Source organism: Verruconatronum alginivorum, assembly GCF_056590205.1.
In genome coordinates, this window is record NZ_JBWPVQ010000001.1 from 3,233,821 (window position 1) to 3,253,809 (window position 19,989).

General features: G+C 59.0%; 10 protein-coding genes. 3 read left to right on the forward strand and 7 right to left on the reverse strand.

The features are described 5' to 3' along the window. Positions 1-57: 57 nt before the first annotated feature. Positions 58-1,605 (forward strand): glucose-6-phosphate dehydrogenase, encoded by a 1,548-nt coding sequence (gene zwf / locus ACWUI2_RS11495; protein ID WP_486982990.1) that lies wholly within the window; start codon positions 58-60, stop codon positions 1,603-1,605. A gap of 59 nt (positions 1,606-1,664) precedes the next feature. Then, positions 1,665-2,459, forward strand: a complete 795-nt coding sequence (locus ACWUI2_RS11500; RefSeq protein WP_486982991.1) for a carbon-nitrogen family hydrolase — start codon at positions 1,665-1,667, stop codon at positions 2,457-2,459. A gap of 27 nt (positions 2,460-2,486) precedes the next feature. Here the strand turns inward: ACWUI2_RS11500 and ACWUI2_RS11505 are convergent, their stop codons facing one another. The 7 genes from ACWUI2_RS11505 to ACWUI2_RS11535 form a co-directional block, all read right to left on the reverse strand. Further along, entirely contained in the window at positions 2,487-3,755 is a 1,269-nt protein-coding gene (locus ACWUI2_RS11505) for a serine hydroxymethyltransferase (protein WP_486982992.1), read from the reverse strand. Between the two features lie 18 nt (positions 3,756-3,773). Further along, positions 3,774-4,268, reverse strand: a complete 495-nt coding sequence (locus ACWUI2_RS11510) for an arsenate reductase/protein-tyrosine-phosphatase family protein (protein WP_486982993.1) — start codon at positions 4,266-4,268, stop codon at positions 3,774-3,776. Positions 4,269-4,295: 27 nt separating this feature from the next. Continuing rightward, entirely contained in the window at positions 4,296-5,312 is a 1,017-nt protein-coding gene (locus ACWUI2_RS11515; RefSeq protein WP_486982994.1) for a hypothetical protein, read from the reverse strand. 9 nt (positions 5,313-5,321) lie between these two features. Further along, positions 5,322-6,611, reverse strand: a complete 1,290-nt coding sequence (gene purD / locus ACWUI2_RS11520) for a phosphoribosylamine--glycine ligase (protein WP_486982995.1) — start codon at positions 6,609-6,611, stop codon at positions 5,322-5,324. A gap of 532 nt (positions 6,612-7,143) precedes the next feature. Beyond that, a complete protein-coding gene (pnp, locus tag ACWUI2_RS11525) occupies positions 7,144-9,306 on the reverse strand; it encodes a polyribonucleotide nucleotidyltransferase (protein ID WP_486982996.1) in 2,163 nt (720 codons plus the stop codon). A 181-nt stretch (positions 9,307-9,487) separates the two neighbouring features. Beyond that, the gene (rpsO, locus tag ACWUI2_RS11530) at positions 9,488-9,754 is read right to left on the reverse strand and encodes a 30S ribosomal protein S15 (protein WP_486982997.1); all 267 of its coding nucleotides are present in this window, start codon (positions 9,752-9,754) and stop codon (positions 9,488-9,490) included. Between the two features lie 286 nt (positions 9,755-10,040). Next, the gene (locus ACWUI2_RS11535; protein WP_486982998.1) at positions 10,041-10,409 is read right to left on the reverse strand and encodes a DciA family protein; all 369 of its coding nucleotides are present in this window, start codon (positions 10,407-10,409) and stop codon (positions 10,041-10,043) included. A 630-nt stretch (positions 10,410-11,039) separates the two neighbouring features. On the opposite strand from ACWUI2_RS11535, the gene ACWUI2_RS11540 reads away from it, so the two are divergent. After that, positions 11,040-19,982, forward strand: coding sequence for an Ig-like domain-containing protein (locus tag ACWUI2_RS11540; protein ID WP_486982999.1), 8,943 nt, complete (start codon positions 11,040-11,042; stop codon positions 19,980-19,982). The last annotated feature ends 7 nt before the right edge of the window (positions 19,983-19,989 follow it).

A 19,989-nucleotide genomic window follows, 5' to 3' on the forward strand; every position in this document is an offset into this window, starting at 1 on the left:
GTTGTTTCGCACAGAGCGGGGGCGTCGGCGATTAGCGACTTTTCCAATTTCAGCACTATGATCAGTTCCACCTCCGACCGGCATCCGTTCTTGCAGGGACTCAGTAAACATCGTGGGGCACCGCCGACCATCATTGTTATTTTTGGCGCGTCGGGCGACCTTACGTCACGCAAACTGGTGCCGGCGTTGTACAATCTCAGTTGCGACAATCTCCTCCCGGCGGACTTCCATTTGATTGGCTTTGGACGCAAAGAGATGTCGGACGAGGCGTTTCACCAGGCGAACGTCGAGTCGATCCGCCAATATTCCCGTCGGGACCTCACCGCGGAAATTTGGGGGCGGGTCGAGGCGCAATCCTCCTATTTTTCCGGAGGGTATGACGATTTGGAGGCATTTCGTCAGCTCAATGAGCGGATCGACGCCATTGAAAAACAACTCGGACGGGAGATGCAGGCGGTTTTCTATGTCTCGACTCCGCCGTCTGTTTTCAAGCCGATCCTGGAGAACCTCGGGGCGTCCGGACTGGCCCGGCGGCATCTGCATACCCGTTACGCTTCGAAGGTGGTCGTCGAGAAACCGTTCGGCCGCGACCTGGCTTCGGCCCGGGAGTTGAACCGGGTGATCACCGATCAGTTCGACGAACAGCAAGTGTATCGGATTGACCACTACCTGGGTAAGGAAACGGTGCAGGACCTTTTGGTGCAGCGGTTCGCCAATTCGATCTTCGAACCGATCTGGAACCGGCGCTACGTCGAGTGCGTCCAGATCACCGTGGCGGAAGATCTCGGGGTTGGGACGCGGGGCGGTTACTATGAGCAAAGCGGCGCGATGCGGGACATGATCCAGAACCATACGATGCAGCTGCTCAGTTTAACCGCGATGGAGCCGCCCGTGTCGCTCGATCCGGAAGCGATCCGGGACGAAAAAGTGAAACTCCTCCAGGCGATCCAGCCGTTGAATCCGAAGCCTGACGCCGGCGACGTGGTCCGCGCCCAATACACCGAAGGATTGGTCGGGGGTAAAAAGGTGCCGGGCTACACGCAAGAGGCGGGAGTCGATCCTCGTTCCGCCACCGAAACCTATGCGGCCCTCCGGTTGTCGATCAACAATTGGCGGTGGGAAGGAGTTCCTTTCTATATGCGCTCGGGCAAACGGATGGCCCGGCGGGTCAGTGAAATCGCGGTCCAGTTCAAGCGCCCCCCGGGGATTCTTTTCAGCGAGGCCGATCGATTCGACCTCGCGCCGAACACGATGGTGATGCAAATCCAGCCGGACGAAGGCGTGACGCTTTTGATGAACTCGAAAATCCCCGGCCTGGAGACCCGGACCCAGCCGGTGAAGATGCATTTCCGTTATAAGACCACCTACGGGTCGAATACGCCGGAAGCCTACGAGCGGTTGATTCTCGATGCGATGATCGGGGACGGCACGCTCTTCATCCGCGGCGACGAAACGGAGGCCTCGTGGAAGATCATGTCGCCGATTTTGGAAGCGTGGCAAACCCTCGGCTGCCGAGGGATGGAAACCTACGCCGCGGGATCGTGGGGCCCGTTGGCGGCGGAGCAGTTGCTTTGGAAACGCCAGCATGAATGGCGAAGAAAATGATGAATGATGAATGATGAAACTCTTCCTAATTCATCATCCCTAATTCATTATTTTCTCCCATGAAGATCGTCGGCTTGCAGTGGGATTTGGCCTGGGAGGATAAGCGGGCCAATTTTGGCCGGGTGGAGGAATTGATGGTCTCCGTGAGGCCGGAGGCGGGATCATTGGTCGTGTTGCCGGAAATGTTCGCCACGGGTTTCAGCATGAACGTGGCGGCGATAGCCGAGGAGGAGCGGGGGGAAACGTTTTGTTTTCTAACGGACCTCGCCCGACGTCACGAAGTGAACGTTCTCGCGGGAATGGTTTGCCGGGGGAACGGCGGACGGGGTTGCAACGAGTCGGTGGTGATCGATCCGCGCGGAACGGAACGGGTGCGTTACCGAAAGATGCATCCGTTCAGTTATGCCGGGGAGGACCGGTTTTACGAATCGGGGCAGTCGCCGGTTTCCTGGCGGGCGGAGGAGGGTTTGGAGGTGTATCCGTTGATTTGTTACGACCTCAGGTTCCCCGAGCTCTTCCGGGTGGCGACCCGCCGGGGGGCTGGAATGTTCGTGGTGATCGCGAACTGGCCGAGTTCGAGGGTGGAGCATTGGCGGACCCTTTTGCGGGCCCGGGCGATCGAGAACCAGGCGTGGGTAGTCGGGGTGAACCGTTGCGGACGCGATCCGAAACTTGAATACCCGGGGTCGAGCACGATCATCGCCCCACAAGGCGAAGTGGTTGCGGAATTGGGTGCCGAGGAAGGGTGGATCAAGGCGGAGGCGGACGCCGAATCGGTCGCCCGTTGCCGCGCCGATTTTCCGTTTCTGAAGGACCTGCGGGCCGATTTGTTCGGCCCCGCAGATCGGCAATAACGGGCTGGAAAGTCCGTTCTCCTGTCTTCAATACGGCAACGGGAAGGCGCGGCAGAGGTCGAGGGCGATTTCGCGGGCCTCGGCGATCTTGGCGTCGTCGTCGGGATTCGAAAGGACCAGGTCGATGGCGGTGACGATCCGTTCCATTTCCGCCTCCTTCATGCCGCGGCTGGTGACCGCCGGGGTGCCGAGGCGAATGCCGCTGGCCTGGAAGGGGCTGCGGGTTTCGAATGGAATGGTGTTCTTGTTGCAGGTGATGTTCGCCCGATCTAGGGTTTCCTGGGCCTTCTTGCCGGTCAGATCCGGGTTCTTGTCGCGGAGATCGATCATCATCAGATGATTGTCGGTGCCGCCGCTCACCACCCGGAATCCCCGGGCGGTCATCGCCGCCGCCATCGCTTTGGCATTGGAGACGATTTGTTGTTGGTAGCCGCGGAAATCGTCGGCTGCGGCTTGTTTGAAACAGACCGCTTTGGCGGCGATCACATGCATCAGCGGTCCCCCTTGGACGCCCGGGAAGACGGCGGAATCGATCGCCTTGGCATGCTCCTGGCGGCAGAGGATCAGGCCGCCCCGGGGGCCGCGCAAGGTCTTGTGGGTGGTGGTGGTGACGAAGTCGGCGTGGGGGACGGGCGACGGGTGGATTCCGGCGGCGACCAGTCCCGCGATGTGGGCGATGTCGGCCAGCAGGAGGGCGCCGCAGGAACGGGCGATTTCGCCCATTCGGGCGAAGTCGATCACCCGGGAGTAGGCGGAGGCGCCGACGGTGATCATCTTCGGCTTTTCGCGTTGGGCGACCTCGGCGATCTCGTCGTAGTTGATCCGTTCGTCTTCTTGGCTGACGCCGTAGCTGACGACATTGAAGAACTGTCCGCTGAAGTTGTTCGGATGGCCGTGGGTCAGGTGGCCGCCGTGGCTGAGATTCATGGTGAGAATCTTGTCGCCCGGCTTGAGGGTTGCCAGATAGACGGCGGTGTTGGCCTGGCTGCCCGAGTGCGGTTGGACGTTGGCGTGGTCGGCTCCGAAGAGGGACTTGGCCCGCTCGATGGCGAGGCGTTCGACGATGTCGACGTATTCACAACCTCCATACCAACGTTTGCCGGGATAACCCTCGGCGTATTTGTTCGTCAATACGCTTCCCTGGGCTTCCATCACCGCGGGCAGGGTGAAGTTCTCGGAGGCGATGAGCTCGATGTGGTTTTGTTGCCGTTCGAGTTCGGAGGCGATCGCCTGGTGAATCTCGGAATCATAGCTTTCGAGCCGGGCGGCCGGCAGGCTTTTGGCAGTGTCTGTCATATGCATATAAAGTTTGGCTTAACCGTTCTTGCTGGCGACGAGTTCCCGGATGAACCGGATCACGGAGGGGATCGCCTCGACCATGCTGTCGCGGCAGGCCTCGTAGGCGCGAAGATCCATACCGTAAGGATCGGGGATCTCGCCGGCGGTTTCGGGCGGAAGGAATTCCCGCATCAGGTAAACGTCGGTGGGGAGGGGATCGAAATGGTAGGAGAGGAGGGCGCGGTGGCTCTCGGTCATACAGAGAGCGACCAACGACGATTCAAGCAACTCCCGGGTGACCGGCTGGCTCTGGTGGTCGGTGAGCGACAGCCCGACCTTCTTCATCGCGGCTTTGGCGTTGGGGGAGGCCTCTTCCCCCAGGCAGGCGGCGACCCCGGCGGAGACGACCGAGAGGGACCGGAGCGGTTCATCTTCGGCGGCGAGGGCGTGGGCGAGCAGGCGTTCCGCCATCGGGCTGCGGCAGATGTTCGCGGTGCAAATGCAAAGGATTTGATTCGATTGTTGCGCCATGTGGATCGACGGTGGGGAGGTTGGAAGTCAGTGGCCGATTTCCCCCAAGGCCTGGAGCGCTTTCACGATATTCAGCGCTCCGCGGAGAATCGGATCGGGAGCGACGTCGGGCCGTTCCTCGTCGTTGGCTGGCTCTTCCGTCAGGCCGGGGAGCGGGGCGTGTTCCCGCATCAACCGGCCCTCGTCGAAACGGGGACGGGATTCGCGGGTTTGCACGAGATCGTCCAGGGAAACGTCGTCGTTGAGGGCTTCGTAGCCGATCAGGTCGTCGGTCGGATCGACCGAAATTCGCACCCGGGGAACGAAACCGGACGTCACGAGGGATTCTTGGTTAACCGGACGGATCTCACCGCGGATGATGTAGTAAGACTCGGTGCCGGGAAACGGCTCGAAGGCGGCGGTCTGGCCGGGAGACGAGGTTCCGACGGAAATGACTTCGCCGTCCTCCTTGAGTTGGGCGAGGAGGGCTTCGAGCGGGCCGCGGGTTTCGTGGTTGGAAAGCGTGAAAACGGTTTGGTCGGAGTCGCGGAGGCGGCGTCCGTCGATGGTGAACAAGGCGTTGGCCAGATGTTCGGCCGCCGCCGGGTAGGTGCCGGCGCGAGCCAGACTGAAACTCGCGCGGCGGGTGAGCATCGCGCCGAGGTCGAGAGTCGATTCGAGGTCGGCGGAGAGGAACCGCAGATCGAGGATGAGAAGGGGGCGGTCGAGCGCCTCTTCGATGGCCGGGAGGGCGGAGGGAAGGTGTTTCACCCGCAGGTAAACACCGTTTGGTTCGATCTCCCGGATGACGGGTGGTTCGGCTTCGGGGAGATCGAGCTCGGGAGGATCGGTGAGGATCCGTTGGGGGAAAAGGCTCTTCAACCCGGCCAGCAGAAGTTCGTCCCGGGAAGTCTCATCGAGCGCCGGGAAAAACTCCGGCGGAAAGAGTTCCGGGTCCGAAAGGTCCAGCGTGCCGCGCTCGGTCTGGGCGGTCAATCCGGAGGCCGCCGAGAGAAAACAAAAAGCGCAGAACAAGCCGAAGGTTATGTGCGAAACGGTCTTCAATGGTATGGATCAGCGATTCAATTGTTTGGCTCCAATATCCCGTCGGGCATACTTGGACGCAAACGTAATTTTGTCGCAAAGGGCGTAGGCCGCGTCGGCCGCTTCCCGGAGCGAGGAGGCCATCGCGGTGACGCCGAGCACCCGGCCGCCGTTGGTGACGACCGTTCCTTCCGAAGAGAGGGTGGTGCCGGCGTGGTAAATGGCGGACTTCGCCGGGACGTCGGCGGGGAGGGTGATCTCATCCCCTTTGCGGTAGTCCCCCGGGTAACCTCCGGCCGCGAGGACGACGCAGAGCGAGTAATCGGGTTTCACCGCGAGTGGGATTTCGGAGAGATACCCTTCGGTGCAGGCGTGCATCAAATGGAGGAGATCGGTCTTCAAGCGGGGAAGAATGACCTGGGTTTCCGGATCGCCGAATCGGGTGTTGAATTCCAAAACCTGGGGGCCCTCCTTGGTCAGCATGATGCCGATGTAAAGGGTCCCGACGAATTGGATACCTTCGGAGGCGATCGCGTCGACGCTGGGGCGGGCCACCGTTTCGATGATGTTGCGGAGAGTTTTCTCGTCGACCAATTCGGCCGGGGAGTAGGCGCCCATGCCGCCGGTGTTCGGACCGGTGTCGTTTTCGCCGGCGCGTTTGTGGTCCTGGCTGGTGGGCAGGACGATGAAGTCGGAGCCGGAGACCATCAAATGGATCGACGCTTCCTCGCCCTGGAGACATTCCTCGATCAGGACCCAGCTGCCGCTCGCGCCAAAGGTGTTTCCTTCCAGCATGCCCCGGACGGTTTCGGCCGCGTGTTCAAAGTCGTCGGCGATGATCACCCCTTTGCCCGCGGCGAGTCCGTCGGCTTTGATGACCACCGGGAAGGAGTGGCCGCGGAGGTAGTCGAGGGCGGTGTCGACGTGGCGGAAACTCCGTCCGGCTGCGGTCGGGATGTTGTATTTGATCAACAGGTCCTTCGTGAAGATCTTGCTCGCTTCGAGCCGGGCGCCATCTTTGCGGGGGCCGTAGGCGGGAATCTCCTTTTCGGCCAAAGCGTCGACCAAGCCGAGACTGAGCGGAACCTCCGGGCCGACCACCACGAAGTCGACCTTTTCGCGGACGGCGAGCGCGACCAAGCCGTCGACATCGTCCGCGGCCACGGGAAAGCAATCGATCTCGGCGGCCATTCCTCCGTTGCCCGGGGCGGCGATCACCTCGCGGCAAAAGGGGCTTTTGCGGCACAGCGAAGCGAGGGTGTGTTCACGGCCTCCGGAGCCGACGATCAATACTTTCAGTGGTGAATCCGGTTTTTTCATGTGGAATATGCGGAAAGTGAAACATACAAGCGCCCCGGGGCTGAGAGGTAAAGCTTTAAGGGAACCGTAGATGTCGGAGGGGAGGGGGAACCGCGGATCTCGGAGGGGAGGGGGAACCGCAGATTTCGCAGATGGGCGCAGATGGTAGATGGGGAGGGAGGGGAGGATGGCTGGTCCTTCCGCTTAAGTATTTATCTTTGCGCCTTTTGTGCCTTCTCGCGGCTGAATAGCGGGTATCCGAAAAGGTTTTCGGTCGATCCCAAGCTGTAGCAGCGGGGAAGACAACACACCCCACCATGCTCGCGCATGGTCCCCCCCTCTCAAGAGGGGAATGGCTTACAAAAAGATCCCCTCTTGAGAGGGGGGGGACCGCTCGCTAGAGCGGTGGGGTGTGTTTCCAGGCCGGTCCGGTCGCTGCAAACCCTTTTCGGACGGGGTCTAAATGCTGCTGGTTTTACGGTTGAATGGGGCGAAAAAAAAGACCGGCCGCGAACGGCCGGTCTTGATGATTAAGAATGAATGGAAACAGCTGTTACTGGGCTTCGCCTTCCGGGGAGGCTTCTCCTTCTTCTTTGGCGGCGCGGTCGGCCATCGCTTCTTTGCGGCTCAGGCGGACCCGGCCTTTTTCGTCGATGCCGACGCACTTGACCCACATTTCATCGCCGAGTTTGGCGACATCCTCGGTCTTCTTGACCCGGAAGTCGGCCAGTTCGGAGATGTGGACGAGGCCTTCGCGTCCCGGGAGAACTTCGACGAAACAGCCGAAATCCTTGATGCTCCGGACCACGCCCCGGTAGATGCGGCCCGGGGTGATTTCGGCGGAGACCAACTCCACTTCTTCGATCGCCCGCTCCATCGCCTGCTTGTTGTTGCTGTAGATGAAGACCTTTCCGCTGTTGTCTTCGGCGATGTCGATGGTGGCGCCGGTCGTCTCGGTGATCCGACGGATGTTTTTTCCGCCGGGACCAATCAACGCGCCGATCTTGTCGGGATCGATCTGGATGGTGTGGATCCGCGGCGCATACGGGTTGAGTTCGCCCCGCGGCTCGGCGATGGCGGCCAGCATCCGGGTGAGGATGGCGAGCCGGGCTTCGCGGGCCTGGGCAATGGCCGTTTTGGCGAGGTCGAACGGAAGACCGGAAATCTTCAGGTCGAGCTGGAAACCGGTGATCCCTTCGTTGGTGCCGGCCAACTTGAAGTCCATGTCGCCGAAATGGTCTTCGGCGCCGAGGATGTCGGTCAGCAACTTGTGTTTCGTGATCTTGCCGGAGTCATCTTTCTCGGTGACCAAGCCGACCGAAATACCCGCGACCGGAGCCAGGATCGGCACCCCGGCGTCCATCAGGGCCAAACATCCGCCGCAGATCGAGGCCATCGAGGTGGAACCGTTGGAGGCCATGACTTCGGAAACCAAGCGGATCGAGTAGGGGAAGATGTCTTCCGCCGGGATCACTTGGAGGAGGGAACGTTCGGCGAGCGCGCCGTGGCCGATTTCGCGGCGGCCGGGGCCGATGAAACGACCGGCTTCACCGACCGAGAACGGCGGGAAGTTGTAATGGAGGATGAACGATTTCGTTTTCGCCCCACCGGTCAAGGCGTCAAGGTCCTGCGCGTCGCGCGACGCGCCGAGGGTCGCTACCACCAACGCTTGGGTTTCGCCCCGAGAGAAAAGGGCGGAACCATGGACCCGCGGCAATACGCCGACTTCGGAAAGGATTTCCCGGAGGTCGCCCGGACCGCGCCCGTCGACCCGTTTGCCGTGGTCGAGGATGTTGGAGCGGTAAACTTCTTCCTGCAACTCCTCGAAGGCGATGCGAATGGCGTTCGGGTCGAAATTCTCTTCGCCGAGTTCCGACTTCACCACTTCGGCGGTCTCTTCCATCACTTTGCTGACGGCGCGGGAGCGATCTTCCTTCTTGTCGTTGAAGACGGCGGTGACCAGTTTCTCGCTCGCTTCGCGGCGGACGATGGCGGTGACCCGGTCGTCGCCGGTGACGAGAGGGAATTCGCGCTTCGGTTTGCCGGCGAGTTCGGCCAGCTTGCGGATTCCGGCGATGATCGGCTGGATCGCCTTATGGGCGAATTCGAGGGCCTCGACGAACCGGTCTTCCGGCATTTGGTCGGCGCTCCCTTCGATCATCAACATCTCGGATTCGGTGCCGACGTAGATCAAATCGAGGGTGGAATCGTATTGTTGTTCGATGGTCGGGTTGACCACGAACTCGCCGTCGACTTCGCCGACCCGGACCGCGGCGACGGGGCCGTTCCAGGGAATATCGGAGATCATCATGGCGGCGGAAGCGCCGTTGATCATGAGGACATCCGGCTCGTTGATGAGATCGAGCGACAGGCAGAAGCCGATCACCTGGACCTCGTTGAGGAAACCCTTCGGGAAGAGGGGGCGCAACGGACGGTCGCAGAGACGGGACGTGAGGATCTCCTTTTCGCTGGGCCGGCCCTCCCGTTTAAAGTAGCCGCCGGGGAAACGGCCGGCCGCCGAGTATTTTTCTCGGTAATCGACGGTGAGAGGGAAGAAATCCTGGCCGGGGCGCAGGTTCTGGGAGGCGGTGGCCGAGACGAAGAGCACCGTTTCCCCGAGGGAGACGGTGACGGCGCCGCTGGCGAGTTGGGCGAGAGTTCCGGTCGAGAGGGTGATGCCCAGTTCCTCGATGGTGACGTTATGTTTCTGGTTCATTGTTTTCCTTTTATTTCTGCAGGTTGTCTACAAGCCCTCTCGTTTCCTCAGAAATGATGGAAAATCACGAAAGGGGATCCGCTAAGCCATCTCCGGTAATACAAAAAGATCATGCCCGGCGGGGCGACGCGTCAAACGGGTCGCCTGCCGGGCATGATCTGCCGGGATGACTTCAATTGGTTTACTTGCGAAGATTAAGCTTCTGGAGGAGCTCGGTGTACTTCGGCAGGTCGTGGCGCTTGACGTAATCAAGCAGCTTTCTCCGGCGGCTGGCCATCGCGATCAGGCCGCGCCGGGAGTGAAAATCCTTCCGGTGGGTCCGGAGGTGCTCGGTGAGCGAATTGATCCGCGCGGTGAGCAGGGCGATTTGGACCTCGCTCGAGCCGGTGTCCGAATCGTTGATTTTGAACTGAGAGATGATTTCTTGTTTCTGAATCTTTTCTGGCATGTTTAGTTGAAGTGCACGACTTTGGGAGCTTGGTGACAAGCCCGTGAGCCCAGCCCGGAAGCCGGATTCACCGCTGGAGCCCGCCGAGGCGGACCAGTCGCGGGAGCACGCTCTTTAGGGATACGGGCTCCTGACGCAATTTCCCAAAAGAGTTTAAAAAGAACCTTTGTGCAAGTGGAAATTGATCCCGCACGCGAAAAGATGGGGGATCGGAGGATTTGTAGCGATGAAGCCACGTCTCATCGATGGCCGTAGCGAATCTTCGGGGAAGATTCGCTCCGGGAGATCATCCGGCCCGGAGGGTGAGTTCGCGGATGTCGCGGCAACCGGGGAGTGCCCGGATCCGTTCCAGGATAAGTTTGCGGTGGAAGAACAGTTCCTGGCGGATGATTGGATCGGTGACGGCGACCAGGACGCGGCGGCCCTCCTCGATTTTCAGGAGATGGACGAATTGGGCGTTGGCCGGGCCGACGAGGGTCGGCCAATGGGTGGAAATGGTTTCCTCGAGGGAGGGCAATCCGATCCGGTGTTTTTCGAGGATGCCGGAGACCAGTTGATTCATTGCCACGGTTTCCCGCGGACGCGACCGGCTCCGGTCCGGGGGCATTCCACGGAACGAGGCGATCAGGTTTTCGACATGGCGAGGAAACGGCATTGAAGGTGAAGGATGGGGGAGGATTGTTGCGACAAAAGGAATCCGTGCAATAAAAACCGTGGATCGGGCGTGCCGGGATCGGTAGACGGAAGTTCGCGGTCGCCGGATTTTTTACTCACCTCCATTTGAATTCTTTGGAACTTCGCCGGGAAAAACCACTCCAATTGTCCTTGACAGTCCATCTGGAGTTCAAGGTAATCGCCTCGAAAAACGACTGACGAATCTATGCAAATCTCCGTTTCTTCCTCTGTTCCGTCGCTTCAAAACACCGGCAGTCCAACTCATGTTCCGTGTTTTGGGGGCTTCGATTCAGTGTTTCAACGTCGATTTGCCGATTTGTCGAGAAGGAGACTGAACGATTTTCCGCTCGATTTCGACGGGATTTTCGAATCGGTTTCTTCGCGGCGGACCGTTTTCTGAGGGGGCAAGCCGTTGTTTTATTCACCATGATTTCCGCACGTTTTTTTTCGCCAATTTCTTTCCGTTCCACTGGGGACGTTCATTCCTATTTTGATTCGGACCTATCCGCTTGGATGGCCGAATTCCGTTCGTCTCCCGGGTCGACTCTCGACGGGGTGACTGCACCGGGGACAACTCAATCGCTTTCAGTATAAGCAGGGATTTTTACAAATGGATACATACCTAAAATCAGTTTCGAAAAAGCTATGGAAGGTGGCGGTCGCCGGTTGCTTGGCCGTCTTCTTCGGCGCCGGCCTTTCCTATGGAGGAAACCTGCATGTCCGGTCGGTCACCCTTCAGGGGGACCAACATGTGGAATTAAATCCGGACGACCCGATTGTCTATACGGTGCGTTACGCTCGGACAAATACTTCAAGTCCTCCAAATGGTCCCCAACGTTTTCGGGTTTCGGTTTATCTTTCCACTGATGGCGATCCAGAGAACGAAAACAATTACCTGATCGATTTCTTCGATTCCACGGCGGACGAAGCGGGGCCTTCGGGACAACCGGTTCCCCCATTCGAGGCGCGTCGTCGACGGACGAACGCTCTCCCGAGCAACTTCTCTGGAACTTATTTCTTGTTGGCTCGAATCCGGGTAACCGACGGTCCTCCCGATTCAAATGTTGATACTTCGTATCCAAGCGTTTTCACCACCGGCACCGCACGGGTGACAATCCGTTCGATGGATCGGCCGCAGGTGAGTCGGGTGTCCAATGATTATCAAACCGGCGGCGACGCGAACGAGTTGAGCGAAGATCCGAGCATCAGCGCGGACGGACGTTATGTGGTTTTTCAATCGGAGGCAACGAACTTGGTTTCGTCACCATCCGCGCCAGAAGGCATCGCTCAGATCTATCGACGGGATAATATCACTGGCCAAGTGATCATGATCTCTCAGTTGGGGAATGTCGCAGGGAATCAAGAGAGTCGGAATGCTGTGATCAGTGCGGATGGAAGATTTGTGGCTTATGAGTCGTCGGCGACTAATCTCATTTCCGGAATCGGAAATACCGACACAAACCAGCACACAGATGTTTTCGTATACGACGGAAATACCGGCATCACGACGCGGGTGAGCCTTGCCCATGACGGGAGTCAAGCGAACGGGGGAAGCTTTTACCCGACCATTAGCGAGGATGGCTCCATTGTTGCGTTCGAGTCCGATGCTTCGAATTTGGTTCCCGGTGACACGAACAACCGTCGGGATGTTTTCTACGTCAATCTGGTAAACGGGATGTTCAATGGAATCAATATGGCCAGTGTATCTCCAGAGGGTTACATCGGAAACAATTCCAGCACCCAACCCGCGATTAGCGGAGATGGATCGACGATCGTCTTCCGTTCTTTCGCCACCAATCTGGTGCCAGGAAAGACCACTACCTTTTCTGAGATCTATGCGAAAACCGTCAGCACCGGAGAGCTCACCCGGATTTCTTATAACTGGGAGTCGGATGAGCAGTTGAATCGTGATTCGTTCGATCCGGCGGTCAGTTTTGATGGTCGCTACGTGGCATTCGCTTCCCGCGCGTCCAATATTGAGGCCCCCGACGGTTCTTTCAATAATTGGGGGACCTCCCAGGTTTACGTGGTGAACCGTCAGGTATCCCAGGGGGACCCGCGAGATCAAGTCGGCAATGTTTCTTTGTCGCTCGTATCCCGGAGTTTTGACGACTCGTTTGCAGACAGTGAAGCGTTGGGACCAATTATAAGTGGGAACGGACGTTTCATCGGATATCGCACAGAGGCGGGAAATCTTCAGCCTGAATTCGTGGTTCGTTCGGACCAGGTTATTTTCGAAACTTTCATCACGGGGGTTTCTTCCATCCAAGTAATCGAATCTGGTGAAAATTATGGTCCTTCGGTTAGTATCGTTGATCCGACCGGAACCGGTCAGGCAGCGGCCGCATCGGTCACGATTACAGGAGGACGGGTGACCGCTGTCACCGTGATCAATGGGGGAATTGGGTATGATGACGACACGGAAGTCATCATCAACGACCCTTCGCCCGACGCGGGCGGAGTTGTTTTGAATCCGACCTTCGATGACGAAGGCCGTTTGACCGAAGTGGAGGTCATTGAGGGTGGGTCCGGCTATACCCAACCCCCAACCGTCGAGTTGATCGGGGGCGATCCCGCGATAGGAGCCGAAGCCCAGGTGCTGCTGAATGCTTCAGGTGGAATTTCGAGATTCATAATTCTCGATCCCGGGGCCGGATATATGTCGCCGCCCGACGTGGTGATCCACTCATCCTCTCCGACCGCGACCGGCGCGGAGGCTGAAGCGGTGTTGGGAACGGTTGATTGGATCCGCAATTATGCGGATACCAACGGAACCTCTGATCTTTATATTCGGGACACCGGGATCCGCGAGATCGTGGTGACCGATGGGGGATCGGGCTATACCGATGACATTCTTTTGATGGCCCCCGTCGAAATATCCGGCGGCGGTGGAACGGGAGCGGCGGCGTTGGCCGTCGTGGAAAACGGCGCGATTGCCCGGATCGAAATCATCGAATCGGGTGCGGGCTATACCTCCGTTCCCACAATCAACCTTCCGGGGAATGCGACTGCCGAAGCTGCGTTGGCGAACGGAAACGAGCGGGTCACCCGCAGTAAGTTCGGCCAGCAGACGATAGGAATCGTGGGCAGTTATGAGGTTCCGTCTTCCCGTGGGATCGCGATGAGTCGTGACGGACGTTACGTCGTGTTCGCGTCAGATGCTCACAACACAGCAGGTTTTATATTCGGAAAATCGAACCAGATTCCGCTTGACGGTAATTCGAAACGGGACGTTTTCATGGTGGACCGTCGCATCGGATCGGCTTTCACTCCGGTCCAAGGGGTGGCCCCACTGGTGAATCTCACGATGGATTCCGAAAACATCACCTATGGGTCGGACCGAATGTTCAACATTCGCGCCTTCGATGGGGGTGACGTGGATCCGCTCACTGGAACTCCGGTTCCGGGAGTTATCCAGTCGGTGGAGATCTATGCCAACGGCGTTCGAGCCGGAACCGGCGGATTGAACGATCCCTTCGGCGAGATCATGAGTGGCCCGAGTGGGACGTATTTCGGACGCTTCACCGCTCCGAGCGTGAGCGGCCCTGTGCAAGTGTATGCGATCGCGATTGACGGGAATGGGAATCGGACAATCTCTGATCCGGTGACCTTCAATGTCGTTCCTCCGTCGAGTGGACGCCCGGCGGTGACGATTACCTTGACCCCCACGACGATTACTCTGGGGCAAACCGCGACCATTCAGTCTTTCCCTTCCGATCCCGAGAATCAGTTGGGCATTGATGAAGAAACCGGTTCCGCCGTCCGTTTCTACGTCGATGGCGTCCGGATTGCCAATGATCCCGATTTCCCGAACCGCGCTCTTTTCACTCCGACCAATCCGGGGCGTTACTCGATCACGGCGATCGTCCGCGACGCGACCGGGAATACCGCGGCGTCCAACGAAGCGATTTTGTCGGTCCTTTCGCCGCCGGCTCCGGTAGTGACCTGGAAGCGCCCGACTTCGCTGGACCGGGCTACCGTGGGACAAAGCTACTTCTTCGAAGTCGAAGCGAGCACGACCAATCAAGCAGCTTCTTTGACCTCGGTCAGAATCTACGGCCTCCTCGGTTCCGAAGAATTCTTGCTCGGCCAAGCGGTCCGGGTTGGGACAAGTTCGATTTTCCGATTGGAATGGATTCCGACATCGGAGCAGATCGGGGGTCTGACTGTGTTTGCCCGGGCGGTGGATACCCAACAGGGCCAAGGTCGCACCGACAATCAGGTGGTGATCGTCAGCCCGGTGATTGATCCGGCGCCCTCGATTGAGATCGTCACCCCGAGTTGGACTCCGGGCGTGGCACCCTTGGAAGTTCTCACGACTGAAACGTTGGTTTTCGGCTCGGAAGTGACCAATGACATTTACGGTGCGAATTCGGTCGAGTATTTCGCCAACGGATCGAGCATTGGAATGGGAACCTTCAATGCTGACACTGGACTTTGGGAACTCGATGTTGATTTTTCGCTCAAGACACCTGGAGCCTACAGCATCGTAGCTATCGTGGAAGACGGCGCGTTGAATCGGATGTCTTCCGATCCGCTTTTGATCTCCCTCCTGACGCCGAAGCCGATTGTGGTCCTCTTGGATCCGGATCCGGCCGATGGCATGGTGGAGGCAAAGCTCGGACGTCCCCTGCCGTTTACGATCGAAGCCTATTCACCCGATCCGCTGCTGCAAATCACCAGCGTGGTGATCGAATCCGAGGGTCAGCAGATTGGCACCGCCGAGCGCTTCCCCGGAACTAATAAGTATACATTCACGTGGAATCCCACTTCGACCGGATTCTATGTTCTGGGAGTGTCGGTGGGCGACTCGGTCGGCGGCACGTCGAAATCCGCGGACCTGGAGGTTCGGGTAACCGAGGCCGCCGGTAGTCCTCCCAGCGTGAGTATTCTGAATCCTGAAGATGATTCGACCGTCACGAAAGCATCGACCGTGCCTCTTTCGGCCCGGGTCCTGCGTGGAACGAATCCGGTGGCCGGGGTGAAATTCTACCTCAATGGTCTCTTGCTCGGTTCCGCCGTTCGGGAGCATGCCAGCGAGCAGTGGGTGTTGAATTACACCTTCGACGAGATCTCCTCAGGTTCGTATGAATTGACGGCGATCGCGACCGACACGAGTGGAAACTCCGCTTCTTCAGGTGTGATTGAATTGTCGGTCACCTCAAGCATTGGACTTCCTCCGACTGTTTCCGTCGAAGCCGTTCCGTCTTCATTCTATCGCGGACAAAGCACTCAGTTGATGGCGACCGCGTCCGATTCGGATGGCACGATTACCTCGGTCGAGTTCTTCGCCAACGGCCAACGGATCGGAGAAGCCGAAGGGGCGCCGTTTGCTATATCCTGGACGACCAATGTGGCTGGTCTCTATAACGTGGTCGCGGTAGCCCGGGATAACCATGGCAATACTGGCATTGGCTCCACGACCGTCACCGTCAATGGAAGCGATCCGGATCCGTCTGCCGATTTCCCGGTGGTCTTCGTGCGTCCGGCTGATAACTCCTTGATTGGACGCCCGGGGCAACCGCTCTTCATGGAAGCCACCGCTTCCTTTGCCGAAGGTTCGATTTCCCAAGTCGAATTCCTTGCCAACGGTGCGGTGATCGGAGAAGGCGAGCGGGTGGGTGACAGCGATCGTTACCTCCTGACTTGGACTCCGCAGACGACTGGAACCTACCAGGTCTTCGTCCGGGCGACCAATAATCTGAATCAAACGAAGACGACCTCCACTCGGACGGTTGTGGTTCAGGCAACGGCCGGTTCGGCTCCGACTGTCACCATTCTTCAACCCTCCGGGGATGACTCGGTGACGACCAATTCGGACGTGTTGTTTACCGCACGTGCCACCGATAGCGATGGAACCATCACTTCGGTCGAATTCTTCGCGAATGGCGGACTCCTGGGATCAGCTTCTCCCGCCGCAGCGGGCGCGTCCACTTGGACGATGACGACGGATTTCGCCCTGCTCGGACCGGGTAGTTACGAAATCGTGGCAGTTGCCCGGGACAATTCCAGCAACATGACCGCATCTTCCTCCGTTGATCTCAGCGTCACTTCCGCGACGGGACCTGCAGCTCCGCAACCGGCGTTGACCGCTTCGGCCGGCACCATCAAGCGCGGGCAAAGTGTTCTGTTGTCGGTTCAGCCCGCCGGTGGAACCGCGATCACGGAAGTCGAATTCTTCGCGAACGGCTTGCCGATCGGCGACGATGACGAAGCTCCTTACAGCGTCAGCTGGACTCCGAGCGCGAGTGGTGAATTCAGCTTGGTGGCGATCGCGACAGACGCACTCGGCAACCGGGTTTTGACCAATGGTCTCTCGTTGAGCGTGACCGCGAACAACGCACCGGTGGTGAGCCTGATTCAGCCGAACGGTAACACCACGGCGACGGTCGGTCAGCCGGTTTTCCTCCGGGCCAATGCGACGGACGAGTTCGATACGGTCGCCTTGGTCGAGTTCATCGCCAACGGTCAAGTGATCGGCGAAGGGGAGCGGGTCGGCAACACCGACGTCTACAATCTCACTTGGACACCGAGCCAGGCCGGGGCGAGAGCGATCACCGTTCGGGCGACCGACTCTGCCGGGTTGACCGGCGTTTCGACCGAAAACGTGACGGTTCAAGTCAATTCGACCTCCGGGGCGGCTCCGACTGTGACCATCGTCGCACCTTCGGGAGACACCACCGCGACCACCAAGTCGGACGTTGTCTTCACGGCGAGGGTCGTCGATAGCGATGGCACCATCGACTGGGTTGATTTCTACGCCAATGGCGAGTTCATGACCCGGGTCGACGCTCCTGCCACCTTGGGTTCGAACCTCTGGACCACCAACGGTAACTTCAGTGACCTGGGGGCCGGTAGTTATGAGATCGTGGCGGTGGCGAAGGACGACAACAACAACGTGACGGCGTCCTCACCGGTCGAACTCACTGTGAGCTCCGTTGAAGGAACGCCGGCTTCGCCCGCGACTTTGACGGCCTCCGCGACTCAAATCAAGCGTGGTCAGTCGATCAACTTGTCGGTCCAACCGGCGGGAGGCACCGCGATCACCTCGGTCGAATTCTATGCGAACGGCGCCGTGATCGCCGACGATGACGAAGCTCCGTTCAGTGCCAACTGGACGCCGGCGGTGCGGGGAGACTACACCGTGGTCGCCATCTCCACCGACGCTCTGGGGCATCGGGTGTTGACGAATTCGATCGACGTAAGTGTCGATGCCAACAACGCCCCGGTAGTGAATATGGTGCAACCGAATGGCAACACCACGGCGACCGTCGGTCAGCCGGTGTTCCTGGAGGGAACCGCCACAGACGACTTCGATTCGGTGACGTTGGTGGAGTTTTACGCCAATGATCAGCTGATCGGGGAAGGGGAGCGGGTTGGCGACAGCAGTTCCTACCAGTTCACCTGGGTGCCGACGCAGTCCGGTAACCGCTCGATTTCCATGCGGGCGACCGACTCCGCTGGTCTCACCGGTGTTTCGTCTCAATCGATCAATGTTCAGGTGAATGCGACCAGTGGGTCCGGGCCGACCGTCTCGATCATCGAGCCCTCGGGCGACGATTCGGTGACGACGACTTCGGATGTGCTCTTTACGGCGACGGCCGACGGCCAACATGGGATTTCCAGCGTGGAGTTCTATGCAAACGGACGTTCCTTCGGTTTGGCGACTCAGTTCCCTGGAACGACTTACTGGAGTCGGGTGACTGACTTCGCGGGAGTCGGTGCCGGAGAATACGAGATCATCGCCGTCGCCCGTGACAATGCCGGTAATGTGCGGGCCTCGAGTCCGATCGAGTTGACGGTGGTCCCGTCGACCGGCGGACCCCGGGCATTGCAACCAACCTTGTCGGTGAACGCTTCTGAGATCGGCCGCGGGCAAACCGTCGTCCTGACCTTGCAAGGCAATCCTCAAGGTGCCGCTCTCAGTTCCGTCCGATTCTTCGCCAATGGTCGATTCATCGGTGAGGAAGATGAGGTCGAGGGGGCCATTCCAAACCGTTTCCGGATCAATTGGACACCGAATGCCAGCGGCAACTATCAGTTGTATGCCTTGGCGGTCGACGTCAACGGAAACACGGTTCGCTCCACGGATGCTCAGCTCACGGTTTCGGGCTTCGATATGACTGCGACCATCGCGTCGCCTCTTGACGGGTCGTATTTCACGGTCGCTTTGATCGGCAGTCAGCCGACTGGAGCCCGGCCGGTGCCGATCCGTGTGGAGTATTCCATGCCTCAGGGTGTTGCCGTCGACTCCGTGACGGTTCTCGTCGACGGTGAGCCTTTGACTGGTCCGACCTTGCTGCGGCCTCAATTGACCCAGCAATTCTTCCGGGCCGATTGGTTGCCGAGCCAAACCGGCGAGCGGACGATTTCCGCCATCGTGGTGGATAGCCGTGGCAATGTCAGTTATGCCCAGGAAGTCACCATCACGGTGCAACCGCTGGGGGTCATCGTGGGTAATCCGGCAGCGCCGGACAACAACGTGGCGTTCGTGACGCAGATCTATTCGGATTTGTTGCGCGGGGGGCCGTTGGCCAGCCCGACTCAGGGACGGGCGCCGAGCCGTGCGGAGTTGGTTTATTATGTGACCCGGTTGGACAATAACCAATGGACTCGCGGCCAGGTGGTCGCCGACGTGATGACCGATCCGGACTTCGAGGTCGTCCGCTGGGTGATCGCCACCTACATTACGGTATTGGGTGATTATCCGACGGTGGATCACTTGATCGACGGGATTGCTATCCTCGGACCGGTTTCGGGCACGGTCCCAGCCAATTTGCCGTTCTTGGTCGATCATGTGTTGGAGTTGGACGAGTTCCGACTCCGCCATGGCCGGGCCAACTCCCAGTTGACACCCGGGGAATTGCTCCACTTGGTCTGGAGTAACAACCTCGGCCGAAGCTGGAGAAGTGCCGATCAGCGCGTCACGGAGGAACAGCGGATCGCCAGCATTGGAAAGATCTCCTATCTGACGATGCTCATTGTTGGAACGGATAACGGCAACGGTAACGGCACCAACGGGGGAATGACCGGCACGATCGCTTCGTATGAGAACGAGATTAAGCGTGCGGCCTTGATTCTGCTCTTGCTGGACAAGGATATCGTTCCGAACGAAGTCGGGTCCCTCAGCAGGAATATTGCGGAGGCCGCCCAGTTCATCGTCGAGGGGAATCACGGTTTGTTCGAGCGCCGGTTCAGTGGAAATGGTTGTTTCTTCGGAATCGCTAATCCGAGCCTGCATACCGTGAAGACTTCAACCTGGTTGGGCGTCTTCGATGATCGCCACTTCAAATACAATAATCCGGCCGGATGGATCAATCACCAGGAGCATGGATGGTTGTATGTGACGGGCCAGGGGTATCCCCACGGCATGTGGATGTGGGATCATGTCCAACAAGATTGGCTCTGGACCCGCCCTGACCTGTATCCGTTCTTCTACAGCGATAAACGCGGGCAGTGGCTCTACTACACCAAGGGTGGAAATTCCAAGAACCGGCAGTTCCAAGTCTGGAACGGTCAAGCTTGGATTCCGCTTCCAGTGAACGGCCAGTGATCGGCGC

Bases quoted from the DNA above. Each gene is read 5' to 3' on its own strand.
- ACWUI2_RS11540 (WP_486982999.1), top strand. From the start codon at position 11,040: ATGGATACATACCTAAAATCAGTTTCGAAAAAGCTATGGAAGGTGGCG.
- ACWUI2_RS11500 (WP_486982991.1), top strand. From the start codon at position 1,665: ATGAAGATCGTCGGCTTGCAGTGGGATTTGGCCTGGGAGGATAAGCGG.
- zwf (WP_486982990.1), top strand. From the start codon at position 58: ATGATCAGTTCCACCTCCGACCGGCATCCGTTCTTGCAGGGACTCAGT.
- ACWUI2_RS11510 (WP_486982993.1), bottom strand. From the start codon at position 4,268: ATGGCGCAACAATCGAATCAAATCCTTTGCATTTGCACCGCGAACATC.
- ACWUI2_RS11505 (WP_486982992.1), bottom strand. From the start codon at position 3,755: ATGACAGACACTGCCAAAAGCCTGCCGGCCGCCCGGCTCGAAAGCTAT.
- ACWUI2_RS11535 (WP_486982998.1), bottom strand. From the start codon at position 10,409: ATGCCGTTTCCTCGCCATGTCGAAAACCTGATCGCCTCGTTCCGTGGA.
- pnp (WP_486982996.1), bottom strand. From the start codon at position 9,306: ATGAACCAGAAACATAACGTCACCATCGAGGAACTGGGCATCACCCTC.
- rpsO (WP_486982997.1), bottom strand. From the start codon at position 9,754: ATGCCAGAAAAGATTCAGAAACAAGAAATCATCTCTCAGTTCAAAATC.
- purD (WP_486982995.1), bottom strand. From the start codon at position 6,611: ATGAAAAAACCGGATTCACCACTGAAAGTATTGATCGTCGGCTCCGGA.